Here is a 17,742-nt window from a genome sequence, read left to right as displayed (position 1 = left end):
GAAAGGTTTCTAAGGAAAAAGAAACAGACATCGATATAGAGTGAATTAGGGTGAAGGAGTGGTCATATGCCTCATTTTCTAGTGCTGAATGGGCCCAACTTAAATAGGCTCGGCAAGAGAGAGCCAGGAGTTTATGGAAGTAAAACACTAACAGATTTAGAAACGGATTTGTTTCAGTTTGCAGAAAGAGCAAATATTCAATTAACGTTCTTTCAATCGAATCACGAGGGAGATCTGGTCGATGCGCTCCATGAAGCAGAAGATCAGTACGATGGCGTCGTGTTTAACCCGGGTGCTTTTACCCACTATAGCTATGCACTGAGAGATGCCATTGCAAGTATTACGTTACCTGTCATCGAAGTACATATCACAAATGTTCATAAGAGAGAGGAATTCCGCCATCATTCGGTTCTTGCTCCAGTATGCCAAGGTCAAATCGTTGGACTTGGTTTAGAAGGATATAAATTGGCGATTCGTTATTTAGTCAGTGAAGGGGGAGCAGTATCATGAAACTTGAAAAACTAAGAAAACTTTTAGCCGAATTAGACATAGATGGTTTAGTGATTACGAGCAGCTTTAATTTACATTATATGACGAGTTTTACTGGATCAGCCGGTCTTGCCATCGTTTCAAAGGATCGAGCCGCCTTTATTACGGATTTTCGTTACACGGAGCAAGCCAAGGATCAAGTAAAGGGCTATGACATCATTGAACATAAAGGAAACATTGTGGAAACTGCTGTCCAAACGGCAAACGAATTTGGGGTGAAACGTCTTGGTTTTGAACAAAACCATATGACATTTGCCACCTACCAGCAGTACTCGGGAAAAGCAAGCGGTATCGAGCTTGTTCCAGTCTCGGAATCAGTTGAAAAGTTGCGCTTGATTAAGTCTAATGAAGAGATTAAGATATTAGAGGAAGCTGCGAAGATTGCAGATCATGCCTTTGATCATATTCTCACGTACATCAAGCCGGGCCTGACAGAAATTGCAGTCATGAACGAGCTTGAATTTTTCATGAGAAAAGAAGGGGCAGAAGGATCTTCATTCGATATGATTGTTGCCTCTGGCGTTCGTTCAAGCCTGCCACACGGGAGAGCGAGCGAAAAGGTGATTGAATCTGGCGACTTGGTGACACTGGATTTCGGTGCCTATTATAAAGGCTATTGTTCAGACATGACAAGAACTATTGCTGTAGGAACACCAAGCGACAAATTAAAGGAAATTTATCATATCGTATTAGAAGCAGAAAACGCTGGTGTGGATAAAATCAAGCCAGGCTTAACAGGAAAAGAAGCTGATCGCATCACACGAGACATCATTGAAAAGTATGGCTACGGTCAATACTTCGGGCATTCGACTGGACATGGGCTTGGTATGGAAGTACATGAAGCACCTGGCCTTTCCTCACGCTCAGATGTCGTGTTAGAAGAGGGAATGGTTGTGACAGTTGAACCAGGCATTTACTTGCCGGATGTCGGCGGCGTGAGAATTGAGGATGATATTGTCCTGACAGCTGACGGCAATAAACGATTGACCCACTCACCGAAAGAACTTATCATATTATGATGGTGAAATGTAGGAGGATGACAAAATGATTTCAGTAAACGATTTTCGTACAGGCCTGACAATTGAAGTGGACGGCGGTATTTGGCGTGTAGTGGATTTCCAACACGTAAAACCAGGAAAAGGCGCAGCGTTTGTCCGTTCGAAACTGCGTAACCTGCGTACAGGTGCGATTCAAGAGAAAACATTCCGTGCAGGTGAAAAAGTAGCGAAAGCGCAAATTGAAACAAAAACAATGCAATATTTATATGCAAATGGCGATCAGCATGTATTCATGGATACAAGTTCATACGAACAACTTGAACTAAGCGAAGCGCAAATCAAAGATGAGCTGAAATATTTGCTTGAAAATATGTCGGTTCAAATCGTCATGTACGGTGATGAAACACTTGGAGTAGAACTTCCAAACACTGTAGAACTAGAAGTAATAGAAACAGAGCCTGGTATTAAAGGCGATACAACATCAGGTGGATCAAAACCTGCAAAAACAGAAACTGGTTTAATCGTGAACGTTCCTTTCTTTGTGAACCAAGGTGATAAACTAGTGATCAATACATCTGACGGTTCATACGTTTCAAGAGCGTAATGAACGGAGAGAGACTGTAAACCTCGTGTTTACAGTCTCAGCGTGTAGGCAAACCCTCGCATTCGCCCGCAGTCCTGCGCGCTGGGGCTCACGAATGTCAAATTCGCTCCAGTGCTCGTTCTTCCTAGACTGCAAAGGTTTTCTATCACGCTGAAAAGAAGACAAAGGGCTAATGAAGTTCATTTTAGCCCTTTGTCAACTATCTGAGACTGTAAACCTCGTGTTTACAGTCTTTTTTTATTTGGAAAAATAGGACGCCTCGTTATGACACCCCTTACTCTATTCTCTCATCCATCTCTCTTCCTTTTGAAAAACAAGACTACTTCTAGCTAGTGAAGCATATAGTGTAAAAAAAGCTGGAGGTTCTATATGAAACAATTTCTCCCGGGTATACACCCATCAGTTGCTGCCATGGCTGGGATGAGGTTTTTATCTGCCGCGATTGAACTGACGGCCGCCATCCTCATTTTAGTGACAAATGATGTGCGTAAAGCGGTTGTCATCAATAGTATATTAGCGATTATCGGGCCGCTCATTTTTATTATCACGATGACGATTGGAATCTATCAAATTGCAGGGCAGTTATCCTATGCGAAGCTTGTGTTTATTTTCATTGGTGTCGTATTTATTCTTGTTGGAATTTATAAGTGAAATGGCTTGGCATAATTAACGGCATGCATCATACATTTTAGAGAAGAAAAAAAGGAGGGGAATTCGTTGCGGAGTTTGTTGGATATTCTCCCGCACTCAATTGGACAAGAACTCAGCATGTTAAAAGAAGCAGAGTGGGCGCAAATAGAAGAAATCCGCATTCGCACCGATCGCCCAATTGAGCTGATGCAAGGAGGAAAACCCCGCTTTCTTTCCTATTATACAACAGGTGAAGATGCGGCTCAGCTATTAGGCAGGCTCAGTAATTACAGCATGTACACACTTGAGGAAGAGTTAAAACAGGGCTATATCACCATATCTGGCGGACATCGGGTTGGGCTTGCTGGAAAGGTCATCGTCGAAAATGGATTCGTCAAAGGCTTAAGAGATATTTCTTCATTTAATATTCGCATCGCAAAAGAGAAGATCGGAATTGCTTTGCCGTTTCTCCCTTATTTATATGAAAAACATTGGTGTAACACACTGATTATAGGTTCGCCGCAAACCGGGAAAACGACATTGCTGCGTGATCTAGCACGTCTTGTCAGTACAGGAACAACAGCCATTTCTCCTAGAAAAACAGGGATTATAGATGAACGATCTGAAATCGCAGGTTGTATAAGAGGAGTGCCGCAGCATTCTTTTGGACACCGGATTGATGTACTTGATGCGTGCCCAAAGGCTGAAGGGTTAATGATGATGATCAGGTCCATGAGCCCAGAAGTCATCATTGTCGATGAAATCGGAAAAAGTGAAGATGTACAGGCACTGCTAGAAGCAATCCATGCTGGAGTCACCATTATCGTCTCAGCTCATGGGTATTCTCTTGAAGACTTATCTAAACGGCCATCATTTGAACCGTTATGGCAGCTTCGTGTGTTTGATCGATATGTGGAATTAAATAGAGAAAAGGGGCCTGGCACGATCGGACGGATATTTGACCAAGAGGGACAAGAGCTGAAGAGGAGGCGGGGAGTGGACGTATGTTAAAGCTTATTGGTGCTATTTTCATTGTTGCGGCTACGACATGGGGAGGATTCGAGTTTGCGAAGCGGTACAGTGATCGGCCAAAGCAAATCCGCCAGCTCCGGTTTGCACTCCAATCTCTTGAAGCTGAAATTATGTATGGTCAAACACCTTTAGCTAGAGCCGCTGACCAAATTGCGTCCCAAGTAGGACCACCTGTGAATCGGCTATTTGAACAATTTGCAGAAAAACTCAACGTCGGAACCTTTTCTGCGAGGCATGCATGGAATGAAAGTCTAGAGGATGTATGGAAAAAAACCGTATTAAAAAAAGGCGAATATGAGGCGCTGAAGCACTTTGGAGAAACCCTTGGTCAGCATGATGTGACGGCTCAGCAAAAATATATCAAGCTAGCTTTAGGCCATTTGGAATCAGAGGAAAAAGAAGCTGAAGTTGCCCAAGCGAAAAATGAAAAAATGGTGAGAAGTCTTGGTTTTCTAAGTGGGTTACTACTGATTCTGTTATTGATGTGAGAAGAAGGGAGTCGAGAGCATGGGCGTTGATGTAAACGTCATTTTCCAAATTGCGGGAGTGGGTATCGTTGTGGCTTTTCTCCATACGATTTTAGATCAAATGGGGAAAAAAGAGTACGCACAGTGGGTGACACTGCTTGGATTTATCTACATTTTATTTATGGTTGCTACCATTGTGGATGATTTGTTTAAGAAGATTAAAGCCGTATTTCTATTTCAAGGATAGGGGAGGGCTTACAAATCGAAATCATTCAAATTGTTGGACTTGGTTTAATCGCTACTTTTCTAGCATTAATTGTCAAAGAACAAAAGCCAACCTTCGCCTTTATGCTTATTGTGTTTACTGGGTGTGTCATTTTCCTTTATCTAATCGATCAAATCTATGCCATTATCTCCATGATTGAAAAAATTGCAGCAAGCGCAGGCGTCAATATGAAATACGTTGAAACCATTTTGAAAATCATTGGCATTGCCTATATTGCAGAATTTGGTGCCCAGCTCACAAAGGATGCGGGACAAGGCGCCATCGCTTCAAAAATAGAGCTTGGCGGCAAGATTCTTATTTTGGTCATGGCGGTACCGATTTTAACGGTCATCATTGAGACGATCCTAGGTATGATCCCGTCCATGACTTGATGGAAAAGAGGTGATGATGATGAAACGGGTGACAGCTGTGCTAGGGTTTATGATGTTCTTTTGGATGATCGTTCCGTATGCAGGTGCAGAAGAAAGTGTGCCTTTATCAAGTGAAGAACCGGTCGCAGAAGAAGTTGCGGGTGGACAGGCTGATGCCTTAGAGCTTCATTCTATCAGTGACTTTTGGGAAACGATATTGGACGAGTATGGCGGATTTCTGCCTGAAAGCCAAAAAGGTACAGTGAAGGAAATGATCGATGGCGATAAAGAGCTATCTCCCCAAACGTGGCTGAAGGCTTTTGTTCATTATCTGTTTCATGAGCTGATTGCCAATGGAAAGCTCTTAGGCACACTTATATTACTCACCATCTTTTGTTCGCTTTTGCAGCTTTTGCAAAATGCGTTTGAACAAAGCACTGTTAGTAAAGTTGCATACGCTCTTGTTTATATGGTGCTTATCATTATTGCATTAAACAGTTTTCATGTTGCGATCTCTTATGCAACAGAAGCCATTCAAACGATGACTAGTTTTATTCTTGCTCTTATTCCTCTTTTATTAGCACTTATTGCCTCATCAGGCGGGCTTGTCTCAGCCGGATTCTTTCATCCTGTGATTTTGTTTTTAATGAACACGAGCGGTGTTTTTATTCAATATGTCGTTCTTCCGCTCATCTTTTTATCAGCGATCTTGAGCATCGTCAGTACATTGACCGAACAATACAAAGTGACCCAGCTTGCCCAGCTGTTAAGAAATGTCGCCATTGGCGGGCTCGCTGTTTTTTTAACTGTATTCCTCGGCGTCATTTCTGTACAGGGGGCATCTGCTGCTATCACGGATGGAATCGCTCTTCGCACAGCCAAGTTTATTACCGGAAATTTCATCCCTGTCCTTGGCAGAATGTTTACTGATGCGACAGATACCGTTATCAGCGCCTCTGTGCTGCTGAAAAATACGGTTGGCCTTGTAGGCGTCGCCATTTTGATTTCAATTGCGGCTTTCCCAGCGATTAAAGTGCTGTCGCTCGCTCTGATTTATAAACTGGCCGCTGCGATTCTTCAGCCTTTAGGGGGCGGGCCGATTATAAGCTGCCTTGATGTCATTTCAAAAAGTGTTCTTTATATATTTGCTGCATTAGCTGTTGTATCGCTTATGTTCTTTTTAAGCATTACCGTTATCATCACAGCTGGCAACCTCACCATGATGATGAAGTAAGGAGGGGACACCATTTGAGTTTTCTCACAGAATGGATCACAAGTATTATTCTGTTTATTTTATTTGCGATTGTGATTGATCTTTTGCTTCCCAATTCAAGCATGCAGAAGTATGCAAAAATGGTCGTCAGCTTATTGTTGATTGTGGTGATGCTCAATCCGATCTTTGCGTTATTCCGGGCAGATCCGGACCAAATTTTCTCAGAAATCATGAAAGGGAAGGACCAAGCGCAATCAGAAGAAATAAAAAATCAGGTGAATTTAGAAAAAAAAGAAATACAAGCTTCACAGCGTGCATATATTTTAAAGCAAATGGCTGTCCAACTAGAAAAAAGCGCAAAGGAGCCACTGGAGAAGGAGAGCTATGAAATGAAACACGTAGAAGTGTTGGCAGATGAGGAGCACCTTGATCAGAATATGGAGGCAGATCAATTTCGCATCAAAGCAGTCCTTGTCCCGCTCACAGGTGATGCTGTAGAAACGGTGGCAAAGGTCGACATTGATCTCTCCAGGCAAAAGGAGGAAAGCGCCGAGACGTCAGCAAAAGAGATGGCGAGGGTGAAAGAGACGCTTGCAGATGTTTGGAATACACGGCCTGAACACATTGCGCTCAACATTGAGGGAGGTGACGCAGCAGATCATGAATAACAAAGACTGGAGACAAAAACTGAAATCAATGTTCCAAGCACCTGAAAAAGGTGAAGGGAAACCAAAATTAACGAAGCACCATTACTTACTGCTTGTCTTCATCATCGGCGTGTCATTCATGTTAGTCAGTCAAATTTTGTCACCGCCATCAAGCAAACAAGAGGCTGCTGTTCCTGCGTCTAAAAAAACATCCTCAGAAGAGCAGGCGGTGTTCAAACCATCCTCTTCAGGTAAGTCAAACAACTCGATAGAGGATGTTGAACAAGAATACGAAAATCAGCTGAAAGAGATTTTAGAAACGATCATTGGTGTTGAGGATGTTTCTATCGTAGTAAATGTAGACGCAACTTCTTTAAAAGTGTTTGAAAAAAACAAATCCAATAAAAGCACTACGACCGAGGAAACAGACAAAGAAGGCGGCGTGCGAAGTGTCACGGATCAAACAAAAGAAGAAGAAATTGTCATTATTAAAAATGGCAATGAAGAAACACCTGTTGTTGTCCAAACGAAAAAGCCAGACATTCGAGGTGTCCTCGTTGTTGCTCAAGGAGTAGACAACGTTCAAATAAAGAAAACCATCATTGAAGCGGTTACACGAGTGCTTGATGTACCGAGCCATAGAGTGGCTGTTGCCCCTAAAAAAATCAAGGAGGATTCGGAATGATGTTAAAAAAACAAACGGTTTGGCTATTAACGATGCTAAGTTTAGTTGTCGTATTAAGTGTGTACTATATCATGTCCCCACAAGGTGAGAATGCTGTGACAGTAGAAGATACAAAATCAAAAGGAATGGAAGAGAAAAAGGCTGAGCCAGAAAAAGGGACTGATAAAGGAACCGAAAAGAACGCAGAAGAGAAGTCAACTGACAAAGAAACCAATGCGAAACAAGAAGATGTTGAAACAAGTGGAGAAGAAGGAAAGGCTGTATCAGAGCAGACCGACGATGAACTTTTCACAACCTACAGACTTGAACTGGAAGATAAGCGCAGCAAGCAGCGTGAAGAGTATAACGAAATCGTGTCTAGCGATGATGCAACAGCGCAAGAAAAAAGTGAAGCTTATGATCAAATGACAGCGCTTAGTGAGGCAGAAGGAACAGAGCGCCAGCTGGAGACATTAATTAAAACAAAAGGATATAAAGATGCGCTCGTCAGTGCAGAAGGAGATAAAGTGAACATCACGGTTCGTTCTGATAAAAAATCAAAGTCCCAAGCAGCAGATATTATTGATTTGGTCACAAAAGAAATGAGAGGGCTCGATAACGTAGCCGTCACTTTTGAGCCATCGAATCAATAAAAAATGCACAAGCGCCCTTTTCTGAAAAGGGCGTTTTTTCATGCGGGTTGACGCCCTTTTTCAGGTGCTTGCGCGAGGTGTCTCATCACATTAATAGTTGAATTCAACGAAATCCTCCTGTAAGATGGTTATAGTATGTACTTTTAGTACTAGCCTATAAAAAAAGATAAATCCATACATAGGGGTGCAAATCCATGTTAAAAATTGAAGAGATTCATGAACTAATTAAATTAATTGACGAATCAACAATTGATGAATTTACGTACGAAAATGAAGGTGCAAAAATCAAGTTAAAGAAAAATAAAGAAGTCGTTCAGCAAGTTGCGGCACAAGCACCAGTGGCTCCTGTCCAAGCAGCTCCAGCTCAACAAGCTCCTAAAGCACAAGCTCCAGCTCAGACCGAAGCCCCTGCACAAGAGGGAGCCGCGTCTGAAAACCTGCATAAAATCACATCCCCAATGGTTGGCACATTTTACGCTTCTTCTTCACCAGAAGCAGATCCATATGTGACAACAGGTTCTAAAGTGAAGGAAAACTCAGTTGTATGTATCGTTGAAGCGATGAAACTGTTTAATGAAATCGAAGCAGAAGTAAAAGGCGAAATCGTCGAAGTATTAGCTGAAAACGGTCAGCTTGTAGAATTCGGACAACCCCTCTTTCTAGTGAAAGCAGAGTAAGGAGTACGATCATGATTAAAAAGCTATTAATTGCAAACAGAGGAGAAATCGCAGTTAGAATCATCCGTGCTTGTAAAGAGCTTGGAATTGAAACAGTTGCGGTATTTTCTGAAGCAGATCGTGATGCGCTGCATGTTCAAATGGCTGATGAAGCATATTGCATCGGACCGACTGCTTCAAAAGATAGTTATTTAAATGTGACAAATATTGTCAGCGTGGCAAAACTAACAGGTACAGATGCCATCCATCCAGGATATGGTTTCCTTGCTGAAAATGCAGACTTTGCAGAGCTTTGCGAGGAATGTAATGTCATCTTTGTTGGACCAACTGCGTCAGCAATTTCCAAAATGGGAACGAAAGATGTGGCAAGAGAAACAATGAAGCAAGCTGGAGTTCCAATTGTCCCTGGTTCTCAAGGAATTGTAAAAGATCTTGATGATGCTGTTTCAACAGCAGCTGGTATTGGGTATCCTGTCATTATTAAAGCAACTGCAGGCGGCGGTGGTAAAGGTATCCGTGTGGCTCGCACAGAAGAAGAGCTCATTAACGGTGTCACCATCACGCAGCAGGAAGCAGCACAAAACTTCGGGAACCCAGGTGTCTATTTGGAGAAATTCATTGAAGACTTTAGACACGTTGAAATTCAAGTCCTTGCTGATCAGCATGGGAATACCATTCACTTAGGTGAACGTGATTGTTCTATCCAAAGAAGAATGCAAAAGCTACTGGAAGAAACGCCATCACCTGCACTAAATGCAGATATTCGTGAGCAAATGGGTGAAGCTGCCGTAAAAGCAGCCGAAGCTGTTGAATACACAGGTGCCGGAACGGTTGAATTCATTTACGATTATAATGAAGAGAAGTTTTACTTCATGGAAATGAATACACGTATCCAAGTAGAGCATCCTGTAACGGAAATGGTCACTGGTGTTGATTTGATCAAAGAACAGATCAAAGTAGCTTCAGGTGAAAAGCTTTCCCTTACGCAAGAGGATGTCGTATACGAAGGCTGGGCGATTGAATGTCGTATTAATGCAGAGAACCCTGAGAAAAATTTCATGCCTTCTGCTGGTGAAATTAAAATGTACCTTCCGCCAGGCGGTTTAGGAGTACGTGTTGATTCTGCCGCTTATCCTGGTTATGTGATTCCGCCATATTACGATAGTATGATTGCGAAAGTGATCACATATGGTAAAACGAGAGAAGAAGCAATTGCAAGAATGAAACGTGCGCTTCAAGAATTCGTCATTGAAGGAGTCTACACAACGATTCCATTCCACCTCAGATTACTAGAGCACGAAACATTTGTGAGCGGTAATTTTAATACGAAGTTTTTAGAAACATATCAAATTATGAAATAATAACAGCTTTCGGAGGTGAATGATCGTGTCAGAAAACAATTTGCTTGAAATGAACCTTGATGAAGATCAATTGGGAAAAGTGCAAATTGCGCCAGAAGTGATTGAAGTCATTGCTGGGATCGCTGCATCAGAGGTCGAAGGAATTGCGGAAATGCGCGGCAACTTCGCTGCTGATGTGGCAGAACGCTTTGGGAAGAAAAATCACCGTAAAGGTGTGAAAGTAGATGTCTCTGATGAAGGCATCACAATTGATGTGTATTGTGTGGTTGAATTTGGCCTATCCATTCCAAAGGTATCCACTGCTGTTCAAGAAAATATCCGTCAAACCCTTTTAAACATGACGGCCTTAACGATTAATGAAATCAACATTCATGTCGTCGGCATTCAATTTGATACAAAAACAGCTGAAGCTGAAGTTGATCAAGAAATGTAAAAAGGGTTGAAGTGAAACCAAGGAGGCATTGCCTCTTTGGTTTTTTAAAGCCCATTTTTGGGAAAATTCCACATGATGATTACGTCACGCATGGAGTGATTCGTTTTTCGTCACAGCTCGCATGGATCTTGGTGCGACTGCGGTCAAAATATGTTATGATCTCTGTATGGCTTAACGACAAGCGGATAAAGTGGTTAAAGGAGTAAATAATGAAAAGAAGAACTGCAAGAGAAAAGGCGCTACAAACATTATTTCAAATTGATGTCAGCAATATTGATCCGAAAGAGGCCATTACACATGCGCTGGATGAACAAGAATCAGATCCTTTTTTCGAGGAACTGGTTTTCGGTGTGCTCGAACAAAAGGACAAGCTCGATGACATGATTTCACAGCATCTTGTGAATTGGAAACTTGATCGTATTGCGAACGTAGACAGAGCCATTTTAAGGCTGTCTGTGTACGAAATGGTATATCAAGAAGATATCCCGGTGAGTGTTTCAATGAATGAAGCCATTGAACTGGCTAAATTGTTCGGTGACGATAAGGCGCCGAAATTTGTAAATGGTGTACTTTCAAACATTAAAAACGACCTAAAGCAGCAATAGGAGGATTCGACATGACAGCAACAATCATCGATGGGAAAGAAACAGCAAAAGAAAAGCGTGAACAATTAGCAAAAGAAGTAGAAGAGCTAAAACAAAAAGGAGTCACACCTGGTCTTGCCGTTATTCTAATCGGTGATGATCCGGCTTCACTTTCTTACGTACGCGGGAAGAAAAAAGCAGCAGAAGCCATGGGCATGCATTTCCAGCTTGATCATTTAGATGCTTCTTTAACAGAAGAGGAATTGCTAAAGATGATTGATCAGTACAATGCGAATGATCAATTCCACGGAATTCTTGTTCAGCTTCCACTGCCAAAACATATTTCTGAAAAAGCCGTCATTGAACGAATTTCACCAGAGAAAGACGTAGATGGTTTTCATCCGCTGAATATCGGGAAAATGCTACTTGGGGAAGACACATTCCTCCCTTGCACACCAGCAGGTATTGTTGAATTATTGAACAAAACAGGTGTGGATCTCTCTGGCAAAGAAGTGGTTGTTGTAGGACGAAGCAATATCGTCGGCAAACCAGTTGGACAATTGCTACTAAACGAAAATGCAACCGTCACCTACTGTCATTCAAGAACGGCGAACATTTCAGAACATACGTTAAAAGCGGACATTTTAGTTGTTGCCGTCGGTCGAGCAAACTTTATTAAAGCTGACCAAATCAAAGAAGGCGCTATTGTCATTGATGTAGGAGTCAATCGTCTAGAAACAGGGAAACTTGTAGGGGACGTTGACTTTGAAGCAGCAAAAGAAAAAGCTTCTTACATCACACCAGTCCCTGGCGGAGTGGGTCCAATGACAATTACGATGCTTGCACACAATACGGTTAAATCAGCAAAACGTACATTATCATAAGCTTGATCCATTCATCCACCTGCGTGCTGCCGGTGGATGAATGTGCGTTTTTGAAGAGGAGGAATACGTCATGAGTGAAAAAGCCTTTGTGACGGTCACAGCCCTTACAAAATACATAAAAAGAAAATTTGATGTTGACCCTCATTTAGAAGATATTTGGATCAAAGGTGAGTTATCAAATGTGAAGATTCATTCAAGAGGTCATGTTTATTTCACCTTAAAGGACGAAAATGCACGTATGCAAGCTGTTATGTTCCAGCGCTCCGCGTCCAAGCTACCTTTTTCACCAAAGAGCGGAATGAAAGTGTTCGTACGTGGCGGAATTCAAGTCTACGAACCGAGCGGAAGCTATCAATTATATGCAAAAGAAATGCAGCCTGATGGTGTTGGTGCTCTTCATCTTGCCTATGAAGAGCTGAAGAAGAAACTAGCAAGTGAAGGCTTATTTGATGAGCGCTATAAAAAAACAATTCCTGAATATCCAGAGGTTGTTGGTGTCATTACATCCCCAACAGGAGCAGCTGTTCGAGATGTCATTACCACAATCAATCGGCGCTATCAGCAGGCCAAGATCATTGTGCTTCCGGCATTAGTCCAAGGAGAAAATGCTCCGCGTTCGATTGTGGAACGGATTAAAGAAGCCAATGAAAAACAGCTTTGTGATGTCTTGATTGTCGGGAGAGGCGGAGGATCGATTGAAGAACTTTGGGCCTTTAATGAAGAAGCAGTCGCAAGAGCGATCTTCGCATCAGACATTCCAATCATTTCTGCCGTTGGGCACGAAACAGACTTTACCATTAGTGATTTCACTGCAGACATGAGAGCACCCACACCAACAGGAGCAGCAGAACTAGCTGTTCCAAGCACCGCTGATTTAATTGAACGAATCAAATCAATCGACATTCGGTTAACAAGAGCGGTAAAAAATCGAACGACACAAGCAAAAGACCGTCTTGTGGCACTTCAATCCTCCTATGCTTTCCGTTTTCCAAAACGATTACAAGAGCAAAAAGAGCAGCAATTCGATATGGTATTTGATCGTTTTCAAAAACAGCTGACAAGACAAATGGAACAAAAACGCAGTCAACTTGACCGCCAAACATATAGACTGAAGCCGCTTCATCCAAAAGAGCAGCTACTTCAGGCGAAAAAACGTCACGCCAATGAAACAGAACAGCTCGTTCGGAGCATGAATGTGCAAATGAAAACAATTCATTCGCAGTTCCAATCGGTTCTTGGTAAACTAAATGCATTAAATCCGCTTCAAGTCATGGAAAGAGGCTATAGTTTAGCCTATAAAGAAGATGAGCTCATTAAAAGTGTGAATCAAGTAGAAACGAAGGATCAACTGACGATTACAATGAAGGATGGACGTCTGATTTGTGAGGTTATTGAGAAGGAGGGCAATCATCATGACAGAATCAAATAAACAAAAAGAAGAACAAATGACATTTGAAGAGGCCATGAAAGGACTTGAAGAGATTGTGGGAAAGCTCGAAGAAGGCGATGTACCGCTTGAACAAGCCATCCACTATTTCCAAGAGGGTATGACACTCTCAAAACTTTGCCATGAAAAATTACAGCATGTTGAAAAGCAAATGGATTTCATTTTAAAAGAGGACGGTGAACTAGCTCCTTTTTCAGTGAAGGAGGCAGATGCTGGTGACAAGTAACTTAAACGAATTTTTAACAACACGAAAACAAGCAATTGAAGATTATTTATTTACATATGTGCAGGAATTGTCTATTCCAGAAGAGCTGAAATCTTCTATGCTTTATTCTCTGAAAGCTGGCGGGAAAAGACTGCGTCCTGTGCTTGTTCTTGCTCTTTTAAATGCGTATGGAAAAAGGGAAGAAGACGGTATACCAGTAGGCTGCGCAGTGGAAATGATTCATACGTATTCCTTGATACATGATGATCTTCCTTGTATGGACGATGATGATCTGCGCAGAGGAAAGCCGACCAACCATAAAGTATACGGCGAGGCAACAGCCGTTCTTGCAGGTGATGCGCTGCTTACTGAAAGCTTCCGTCTGATTACATCGCAATTATCTGACGATGTACCTGCTGATCAAAAGCTTAGAATCATCGATGAACTTGTTACATCAGCAGGTGCACTCGGAATGGTTGGCGGGCAATTTGATGATATGGAAGCAGAACAGAAACAAATTCCTCTTTCTGAACTAGAATCGATTCATGCGCGCAAAACAGGAAAGCTACTCACCTTTAGTGTGGTTGCTGGTGCGATACTGGCAGGTGCACCTGATGATGAGATCGAAAAGCTGAGAGAATTCAGCTATCATATTGGTATTGCTTTTCAAATCCGTGATGATATTTTAGATCTTGAAGGCAGCGAAGAGAAAATAGGAAAGCGGATCGGCTCCGATACAGCAAATGAAAAGTCGACATATCCTTCTTTATTAACGCTTTCAGGAGCAAAAGAAAAGCTGGATGAACATATCACTCGTGCGAAAGATATTGTCTCAAATCTTGAGTTAGAGCAAAACTTGCTGCATGATTTATGCGATCTGATTGCCTCAAGAGATCACTAAAAACAGCCTAGATTTGAGGGTCCTCGAGCAATTGTGGTAAACTGTAAACAGTTTATCATGATGAGACAACTCTTATTCCTGAATTGGTTTTCATAGGAATAAGGCATTATATATGTAGATAGAAATTTTGTTGAAAGCGAGTTGATCCTGATTGGATCTTTTATCAATAAAAAATCCAACGTTTCTAAAAGGAATGTCAAATGCAGAATTAGAGGAGCTTAGTGCGGACATTCGCACGTTTTTAATTGAGTCGTTAGCGAACTCTGGTGGGCACATTGGTCCAAACCTTGGTGTCGTTGAACTTACTGTTGCACTTCACAAAGTATTTGACAGCCCGAAAGACAAATTTCTTTGGGATGTTGGACATCAGTCTTACGTTCACAAGCTGTTAACTGGAAGAGGCGCCGAGTTTGATACACTTCGTCAATATAAAGGGCTCTGCGGTTTCCCTAAACGAAATGAAAGTGAACATGATGTTTGGGAGACTGGACACAGTTCAACCTCATTATCTGGTGCAATGGGAATGGCGGCAGCGCGTGACATTAAAGGAACAGATGAATACATTCTCCCGATTATCGGCGATGGTGCACTAACCGGCGGTATGGCGTTAGAAGCACTGAATCATATCGGGGATGAAAAAAAAGACATGATTGTGATCTTAAATGACAATGAAATGAGTATTGCGCCAAACGTTGGTGCGATCCATACAATGCTTGGCAGACTACGTACAGCTGGTAAATACCAATGGGTAAAGGACGAGCTTGAATACTTATTCAAGCGTATCCCAGCAGTAGGCGGGAAGCTTGCTGCAACAGCAGAACGTATCAAGGACAGTCTGAAATATTTGCTTGTCTCTGGTATGTTCTTTGAGGAAATGGGTTTTACTTACTTAGGACCAGTAGATGGACATTCCTATGAAGATTTGTTTGAGAATCTTGAGTACGCAAAGAAAACAAAAGGCCCGGTTCTCCTTCATGTCATCACGAAAAAAGGAAAAGGCTATAAGCCGGCCGAATCTGATAAGATCGGCACATGGCACGGAACAGGCCCATACAAAATCGACACAGGTGACTTTGTAAAACCGACAGCCGCCGCACCGTCATGGAGTGGTCTCGTCAGTGAAACCGTCAGAAAGCTGGCACGGGAAGATGAGCGAATTGTCGCAATTACACCTGCAATGCCTGTCGGCTCAAAGCTTGAAGGATTTGCAAAAGAATTCCCAGAGCGAATGTTTGATGTTGGAATTGCAGAGCAGCATGCCGCAACAATGGCAGCTGGACTTGCTACACAAGACATGAAGCCATTTTTAGCGATTTATTCAACATTCCTCCAAAGAGCTTATGATCAAGTGCTGCATGATATTTGCCGTCAAAATCTCAATGTGTTCATTGGAATTGACCGTGCAGGTCTTGTCGGTGCAGATGGAGAAACACATCAAGGTGTGTTTGACATTGCTTTCATGCGTCATATGCCGAATATGGTTCTCATGATGCCAAAGGATGAAAATGAAGGACAGCATATGGTCAACACAGCCATTCAATATGATGATGGTCCAATTGCCATGCGCTTCCCGCGTGGAAATGGACTAGGCGTCAAAATGGATGAACAGCTGAAAACCATCCCAATTGGTTCTTGGGAAGTTCTTCGTCCCGGGAAAGATGCTGTCATTTTAACATTCGGTACAACCATTAAAATGGCGCTGCAGGCAGCAGAAGAACTGCAAAAAGAAGGAAAATCAATCCGTGTTGTCAATGCACGTTTCATTAAGCCTCTTGATGAAGGCATGTTAAATGAGATACTGTCTGAAGGTTTGCCAATTTTAACAATAGAAGAAGCGGTGCTTCAGGGTGGATTTGGCAGCAGCGTACTAGAATATATTCACGACAAAAAAGCGTCTCATATAAAAGTAGAACGTATGGGCATTCCAGATGAATTTATTGAGCATGGAAGTGTCGATGCGCTACTTGAGGAAATTGGACTGACGAAAACACAGGCTGCTGAAACGTTACGTGACCTGCTTCCCGCAGCACCAAGAAAAGGAATTGGATCATGACATCAAAGAAAGAACGACTTGACGTTTTATTAGTCGAACAAGGACTAATGGAAACGAGAGAGAAAGCAAAACGCGCCATTATGGCAGGGATCGTTTACTCAAATGAAAACCGTTTGGATAAGCCAGGAGAAAAAATCGCTCGTGATACCCCGCTGACTGTGAAGGGGAATCCGCTGAAATATGTCAGCCGAGGTGGGCTAAAGCTCGAAAAGGCACTTCAAGAATTTGATTTAACCGTTGAAGGAAAGCTTTTAATTGATATCGGCTCATCAACAGGGGGATTTACAGATTGCGCACTCCAAAATGGAGCAGTCAAATCCTATGCTGTGGATGTTGGCTACAATCAGCTTGCGTGGAAATTACGACAGGATGATCGGGTGATCGTCATGGAACGCACCAACTTCCGCCATTCTGTTCCGGCAGATTTCACCGAAGGATTACCAGAGGTTGCATCTATTGATGTATCATTTATCTCGCTCAAACTCATTCTTCCCGCATTAAAGCATATTCTTATCCCAGGCGGCGACTGTATTGCGCTAGTAAAGCCGCAGTTTGAAGCGGGCAGAGAGCTTGTTGGAAAAAAAGGCATTGTGCGAGAACCTTCTGTACATCTTGGTGTGCTAGAAGAAATGAATCAATTTGCTGCAAAAGAAGGCTATGATGTAAAGGATGTTTCTTTTTCACCCATTACAGGCGGAGATGGAAATATCGAATTTCTCCTCCACTTGGTCCTGCATCCTGATCAAGAAGAGAATACGGCACTTCCAGTATCTGAACTTGAAAAAGTCGTCAAAGAAGCCCATGCCGTATTGAAAGAAAAGAAAAACAGTCCTGAGCCGGCTGACACATGAATTATTGAAACAAAAGGAATAATAGCTCGCTATTATTCCTTTTAGATTGTTGACAAAGGGCTAAAATGAACTTGATTTTAGCCCTTTGTCTTCTTTTCAGCGTGATAGAAAACCTTTGCAGCCCTAGGAAGGACGAGTACTGGCGCAGAGCGAATTTGGGATTCGTGAGCACCAGAGCGCAGGACTGACAAAGAATGCGAGGGTTTGTCTACATGCTGAACGGAATAATAGCTCGCTATTATTCCTTTTTACA

Annotated in this window: 22 protein-coding genes; all 22 read left to right on the top strand. The window is 42.3% G+C overall.

Features of this window, described 5'->3' with window-relative positions; translation table 11 throughout:
* The first annotated feature begins 66 nt into the window (after window positions 1–66).
* The 22 genes from aroQ to ACTJJD_RS01780 all read left to right on the top strand — a co-directional run bounded on the left by aroQ (window position 67) and on the right by ACTJJD_RS01780 (window position 17,489).
* Window positions 67–510 (top strand): type II 3-dehydroquinate dehydratase, encoded by a 444-nt coding sequence (gene aroQ / locus ACTJJD_RS01885; protein WP_007501195.1) that lies wholly within the window; start codon window positions 67–69, stop codon window positions 508–510.
* Window positions 507–1,568, top strand: a complete 1,062-nt coding sequence (locus tag ACTJJD_RS01880) for a M24 family metallopeptidase (protein WP_007501193.1) — start codon at window positions 507–509, stop codon at window positions 1,566–1,568. Before aroQ ends, ACTJJD_RS01880 begins: the two co-directional genes overlap by 4 nt.
* 25 nt (window positions 1,569–1,593) lie before the next feature.
* On the top strand, window positions 1,594–2,151 hold the full coding sequence (gene efp / locus ACTJJD_RS01875; protein ID WP_440608052.1) for an elongation factor P: 558 nt from the start codon (window positions 1,594–1,596) through the stop codon (window positions 2,149–2,151).
* Between the two features lie 369 nt (window positions 2,152–2,520).
* Window positions 2,521–2,802, top strand: a complete 282-nt coding sequence (locus ACTJJD_RS01870; RefSeq protein ID WP_017367580.1) for a YqhV family protein — start codon at window positions 2,521–2,523, stop codon at window positions 2,800–2,802.
* Window positions 2,803–2,868: 66 nt separating this feature from the next.
* Complete coding sequence (gene spoIIIAA, locus ACTJJD_RS01865) at window positions 2,869–3,792, top strand: stage III sporulation protein AA (protein ID WP_440608051.1); 924 nt, start codon at window positions 2,869–2,871, stop codon at window positions 3,790–3,792.
* Window positions 3,786–4,301 (top strand): stage III sporulation protein SpoIIIAB, encoded by a 516-nt coding sequence (gene spoIIIAB / locus ACTJJD_RS01860; RefSeq protein ID WP_007501189.1) that lies wholly within the window; start codon window positions 3,786–3,788, stop codon window positions 4,299–4,301. Before spoIIIAA ends, spoIIIAB begins: the two co-directional genes overlap by 7 nt.
* 19 nt (window positions 4,302–4,320) lie before the next feature.
* The gene (spoIIIAC, locus tag ACTJJD_RS01855; protein ID WP_003153142.1) at window positions 4,321–4,527 is read left to right on the top strand and encodes a stage III sporulation protein AC; all 207 of its coding nucleotides are present in this window, start codon (window positions 4,321–4,323) and stop codon (window positions 4,525–4,527) included.
* A complete protein-coding gene (gene spoIIIAD, locus ACTJJD_RS01850) occupies window positions 4,524–4,937 on the top strand; it encodes a stage III sporulation protein AD (RefSeq protein WP_440600066.1) in 414 nt (137 codons plus the stop codon). The genes spoIIIAC and spoIIIAD overlap by 4 nt, the downstream gene beginning before the upstream one ends.
* A gap of 19 nt (window positions 4,938–4,956) precedes the next feature.
* A complete protein-coding gene (gene spoIIIAE / locus ACTJJD_RS01845) occupies window positions 4,957–6,150 on the top strand; it encodes a stage III sporulation protein AE (protein ID WP_017357967.1) in 1,194 nt (397 codons plus the stop codon).
* Window positions 6,151–6,164: 14 nt separating this feature from the next.
* Window positions 6,165–6,797, top strand: coding sequence for a stage III sporulation protein AF (spoIIIAF, locus tag ACTJJD_RS01840; protein WP_440608050.1), 633 nt, complete (start codon window positions 6,165–6,167; stop codon window positions 6,795–6,797).
* Window positions 6,798–6,825: 28 nt separating this feature from the next.
* Window positions 6,826–7,461, top strand: coding sequence for a stage III sporulation protein AG (gene spoIIIAG, locus ACTJJD_RS01835; protein WP_370539206.1), 636 nt, complete (start codon window positions 6,826–6,828; stop codon window positions 7,459–7,461).
* A complete protein-coding gene (locus tag ACTJJD_RS01830) occupies window positions 7,461–8,093 on the top strand; it encodes a SpoIIIAH-like family protein (protein WP_024718861.1) in 633 nt (210 codons plus the stop codon). The genes spoIIIAG and ACTJJD_RS01830 overlap by 1 nt, the downstream gene beginning before the upstream one ends.
* A 194-nt stretch (window positions 8,094–8,287) precedes the next feature.
* Window positions 8,288–8,770: an acetyl-CoA carboxylase biotin carboxyl carrier protein gene (gene accB, locus ACTJJD_RS01825; protein ID WP_024718862.1), complete on the top strand. Its 483-nt coding sequence runs from the start codon at window positions 8,288–8,290 to the stop codon at window positions 8,768–8,770.
* Between the two features lie 11 nt (window positions 8,771–8,781).
* A complete protein-coding gene (accC, locus tag ACTJJD_RS01820) occupies window positions 8,782–10,131 on the top strand; it encodes an acetyl-CoA carboxylase biotin carboxylase subunit (protein ID WP_007501177.1) in 1,350 nt (449 codons plus the stop codon).
* 25 nt (window positions 10,132–10,156) lie between these two features.
* The gene (locus ACTJJD_RS01815; protein ID WP_017357965.1) at window positions 10,157–10,564 is read left to right on the top strand and encodes an Asp23/Gls24 family envelope stress response protein; all 408 of its coding nucleotides are present in this window, start codon (window positions 10,157–10,159) and stop codon (window positions 10,562–10,564) included.
* A 209-nt stretch (window positions 10,565–10,773) separates the two neighbouring features.
* Window positions 10,774–11,169, top strand: coding sequence for a transcription antitermination factor NusB (gene nusB, locus ACTJJD_RS01810; RefSeq protein ID WP_012010530.1), 396 nt, complete (start codon window positions 10,774–10,776; stop codon window positions 11,167–11,169).
* An 11-nt stretch (window positions 11,170–11,180) separates the two neighbouring features.
* Window positions 11,181–12,032: a bifunctional methylenetetrahydrofolate dehydrogenase/methenyltetrahydrofolate cyclohydrolase FolD gene (gene folD / locus ACTJJD_RS01805; RefSeq protein ID WP_007501171.1), complete on the top strand. Its 852-nt coding sequence runs from the start codon at window positions 11,181–11,183 to the stop codon at window positions 12,030–12,032.
* 70 nt (window positions 12,033–12,102) lie between these two features.
* Window positions 12,103–13,461 carry an exodeoxyribonuclease VII large subunit gene (xseA, locus tag ACTJJD_RS01800; RefSeq protein ID WP_440608049.1) on the top strand — a complete coding sequence of 453 codons (1,359 nt, stop codon included), beginning with the start codon at window positions 12,103–12,105 and terminating at the stop codon, window positions 13,459–13,461.
* Window positions 13,445–13,705, top strand: coding sequence for an exodeoxyribonuclease VII small subunit (locus tag ACTJJD_RS01795; protein ID WP_003215880.1), 261 nt, complete (start codon window positions 13,445–13,447; stop codon window positions 13,703–13,705). The genes xseA and ACTJJD_RS01795 overlap by 17 nt, the downstream gene beginning before the upstream one ends.
* Window positions 13,689–14,585 carry a polyprenyl synthetase family protein gene (locus ACTJJD_RS01790; protein WP_440608048.1) on the top strand — a complete coding sequence of 299 codons (897 nt, stop codon included), beginning with the start codon at window positions 13,689–13,691 and terminating at the stop codon, window positions 14,583–14,585. The genes ACTJJD_RS01795 and ACTJJD_RS01790 overlap by 17 nt, the downstream gene beginning before the upstream one ends.
* Before the next feature lie 151 nt (window positions 14,586–14,736).
* Entirely contained in the window at window positions 14,737–16,638 is a 1,902-nt protein-coding gene (dxs, locus tag ACTJJD_RS01785; protein ID WP_135226712.1) for a 1-deoxy-D-xylulose-5-phosphate synthase, read from the top strand.
* The gene (locus ACTJJD_RS01780; protein ID WP_007501164.1) at window positions 16,635–17,489 is read left to right on the top strand and encodes a TlyA family RNA methyltransferase; all 855 of its coding nucleotides are present in this window, start codon (window positions 16,635–16,637) and stop codon (window positions 17,487–17,489) included. The genes dxs and ACTJJD_RS01780 overlap by 4 nt, the downstream gene beginning before the upstream one ends.
* Window positions 17,490–17,742 lie beyond the last annotated feature (253 nt).

The organism is Bacillus sp. 22446, assembly GCF_052044955.1.
Lineage (GTDB): Bacteria > Bacillota > Bacilli > Bacillales > Bacillaceae > Bacillus > Bacillus altitudinis.
The sequence above is the reverse complement of the archived record's forward strand: the minus strand, read 5'-3'. Positions and strand labels throughout refer to the sequence as shown.